A 2,420-nucleotide genomic window follows, 5' to 3' on the forward strand; every position below is an offset into this window, starting at 1 on the left:
GTTTATCGGTTCTTCGTTACTTGGTATGGTTCGATAGGGGGGCATAAATCGACTAAATCCTTATCTGGCAAGAGACTTAATTGATTAGTTCGCTCTAGATAAGAAATAATTGACAAAAATCGCTAAATGCCTTTCTATATAAGGGTTACATCCCTTATAACCCCCGTCCATTGCATAACACAAACCGAAGAGCCTGTTTATCGCCGTAACCAAGTGCAAGAATATCTAGTCTGGCGAGTCGAAGATGGAGAATTTGATTGGTTTAGATTAACCAATGAAGAATATATTAAACTTGAACCGAACTCAGAAGGGATAATTTGTTCTCAGATATTCCCTGGACTATGGTTAGATAAAGATGCTTTATTAGCCGGTGATTTAGCCAAGGTTTTAGAGGTTTTGCAATTAGGAATAGCAAGGATCAAAAATGAATCTAGTTAGAGTAATCTAAATTTAACAAAAACTTCACACAAATTCACCCAAAAACTATTGACTCGGCATCAAAGAGTTAGTATAATTGAACTCAATAATAATTAGGTCGGACTTACCATGATGAAAACCAAAACACTAACACCCCGCAATGCTGCTCCTATCCAACGGGAAAATACCGCCCTCAAGTCATGTCAAAACTCTTTTGCTATGATTAGATAGATGAAATTTGAATGGGATGAGCGCAAAAATCAAAGCAACTTTATTAAACATGGATTTGACTTCGCAGACGCTTATCGTATCTTTAACTTGCCAATGGTCGTTGAATTGGATGAGCGGGAGAATTATGGAGAGGTTCGCTTTGTAGCTATTGGTTTACTAGATGGACGAGTCGTTGTTATTGTCTATACTGAACCTGATGATCAAGCAATTCGCATTATATCCTTAAGAAAAGCCTTATCGTATGAAGGAAAATATTATGAGCAATACCTCAAAAACAGATTGGAGTAGAATTGATATGATGAAAGATGAGGATATTGATACTTCTGATATTCCTCCACTATCAGAAGATTTTTGGGTTAACGCACAATTGCGACTACCTAAAGATCTTGTCACTGTAAAAGTCGAAATAGACCCAGAAACTTTTGCTTGGTTTCAATCCCAGGGAGAAACTGCACAAGAACAAATGTCGGTGGCGTTAAAAATTTATGCTCAAGCAAATAAAGCTTTTTGTTCATCTATAACAAAAGCAGGATAAGGAAGCAGGGGAGAGGGGGAGCGGGGGAGTACAGGTTTTTGCTCTTCTGTTGTCTCCCTTTTCCTTGGTTCACCAGTGCTAGAAGATTTAGATTCACAATAGGATACCAAGGAAAATTTTTTTATGAAAACTGTTGACAAAACTCAGTTAAAAGCTAATTTACTAGAATTGTTGAAAATTGTGGAGTTACAAGGAGAAGAAATTTTAGTGACAGAAGGGACTAAACCAGTGGCGAGAATTTCTCCCTATCAAAAAAGTTATTCAACGGCGGAATTGTTTAAGAATATGCGAGGCAAGGTTCAGTATTTTGAAGATTTAACTACCCCAACAACCGAAGAATGGACGGAAGTATAAAAATTGTTCTTGATACTTGCGCCTTAATCTGGTGGAGTTTAGATCCCGACAAACTTTCTCAAAAAGCCAAGGAAGCTTGTGAACAGATGGAACAGCAAAAAAATGGTTTAGTACCATCAACAGCAATCTGGGAAATAGCCATTAAGGTTAACAACCGCAAATTAGATTTAGGAGTGAACATAGATGATTATATTGCAACTCTAAAAAAATCTGATGTTGTTCGGATTATCCCGATCAATGAGGAAATTTGGCTCGACAGTGTTAGGTTAAAATGGGAACATCGAGATCCGGTAGATAGAGTAGTTGTGGCGATCACCCAAAGAGATAAAGCAAATGTTATCACCGCAGATCAAAAAATAGCTAGTTTCTATTCTTCAGTAATTTGGTAAGCAACTAATCAACTAATCTACTCCTAGTGGACTGTTTCAACTAAAATAGGGCAATAGATTTCGGCTTAAAGTCTTAGATTATAGAATTTATAGCATTTTTCTAATACACCAAATTAGCTGAAACAATCCACTATAATGTAATAAATAATCACATTTTACCTCATATAAGTCGAGAGAGCCAAATCATCAATAATCATAGAACAAGGAGATGATTAATCATGAAATATAGCATTTTAATTCAATGGTCTGAAGAAGATAATGCCTATATTGCCAGTTTACCCGAATGGGGAAAATACGCTCGCACTCACGGCAGCACCCATCAAGAAGCCATTGATAATGCCCAAGAAGTTTTAGGCTCTTCGGTTTGTGTTATGCAATGGACGGGGGTTATAAGGGATGGAACCCTTATATAGAAAGGCATTTAGCGATTTTTGTCAATTGTTTTTTATCTAGAGCGAACTAATCAATTAAGTCTCTTGCCAGATAAGGATTTA

6 protein-coding genes and 1 pseudogene are annotated in these 2,420 nt (G+C 36.8%); all 7 read left to right on the top strand.

Features of this window, described 5'->3' with window-relative positions; genetic code table 11:
* Window positions 1-195: 195 nt before the first annotated feature.
* Window positions 196-438: pseudogene (locus O9290_RS21950) on the top strand (Uma2 family endonuclease); the annotation flags it as partial.
* A gap of 111 nt (window positions 439-549) precedes the next feature.
* Window positions 550-648 carry an anacyclamide/piricyclamide family prenylated cyclic peptide gene (locus O9290_RS21955; protein ID WP_155120369.1) on the top strand — a complete coding sequence of 33 codons (99 nt, stop codon included), beginning with the start codon at window positions 550-552 and terminating at the stop codon, window positions 646-648.
* On the top strand, window positions 649-936 hold the full coding sequence (locus tag O9290_RS21960) for a BrnT family toxin (protein WP_288056414.1): 288 nt from the start codon (window positions 649-651) through the stop codon (window positions 934-936). It begins immediately after the preceding gene.
* A gap of 7 nt (window positions 937-943) precedes the next feature.
* Complete coding sequence (locus O9290_RS21965; protein ID WP_288087543.1) at window positions 944-1,183, top strand: hypothetical protein; 240 nt, start codon at window positions 944-946, stop codon at window positions 1,181-1,183.
* Between the two features lie 123 nt (window positions 1,184-1,306).
* Window positions 1,307-1,537, top strand: coding sequence for a type II toxin-antitoxin system Phd/YefM family antitoxin (locus O9290_RS21970; RefSeq protein WP_002758010.1), 231 nt, complete (start codon window positions 1,307-1,309; stop codon window positions 1,535-1,537).
* Window positions 1,522-1,926: a type II toxin-antitoxin system VapC family toxin gene (locus tag O9290_RS21975; RefSeq protein ID WP_002762720.1), complete on the top strand. Its 405-nt coding sequence runs from the start codon at window positions 1,522-1,524 to the stop codon at window positions 1,924-1,926. Before O9290_RS21970 ends, O9290_RS21975 begins: the two co-directional genes overlap by 16 nt.
* A gap of 218 nt (window positions 1,927-2,144) precedes the next feature.
* Complete coding sequence (locus tag O9290_RS21980; RefSeq protein WP_002762722.1) at window positions 2,145-2,339, top strand: type II toxin-antitoxin system HicB family antitoxin; 195 nt, start codon at window positions 2,145-2,147, stop codon at window positions 2,337-2,339.
* Window positions 2,340-2,420: the final 81 nt, after the last annotated feature.

Source organism: Microcystis sp. LE19-41.2A (assembly GCF_027530405.1).
In the GTDB taxonomy this organism is placed as follows: Bacteria; Cyanobacteriota; Cyanobacteriia; order Cyanobacteriales; family Microcystaceae; genus Microcystis; species Microcystis aeruginosa.

What these genes read in the sequence shown, in the direction of transcription:
- O9290_RS21955 (WP_155120369.1), top strand. Translation starts at nt 550, where the DNA reads ATGAAAACCAAAACACTAACACCCCGCAATGCTGCTCCTATCCAACGG.
- O9290_RS21960 (WP_288056414.1), top strand. Translation starts at nt 649, where the DNA reads ATGAAATTTGAATGGGATGAGCGCAAAAATCAAAGCAACTTTATTAAA.
- O9290_RS21965 (WP_288087543.1), top strand. Translation starts at nt 944, where the DNA reads ATGATGAAAGATGAGGATATTGATACTTCTGATATTCCTCCACTATCA.
- O9290_RS21970 (WP_002758010.1), top strand. Translation starts at nt 1,307, where the DNA reads ATGAAAACTGTTGACAAAACTCAGTTAAAAGCTAATTTACTAGAATTG.
- O9290_RS21975 (WP_002762720.1), top strand. Translation starts at nt 1,522, where the DNA reads ATGGACGGAAGTATAAAAATTGTTCTTGATACTTGCGCCTTAATCTGG.
- O9290_RS21980 (WP_002762722.1), top strand. Translation starts at nt 2,145, where the DNA reads ATGAAATATAGCATTTTAATTCAATGGTCTGAAGAAGATAATGCCTAT.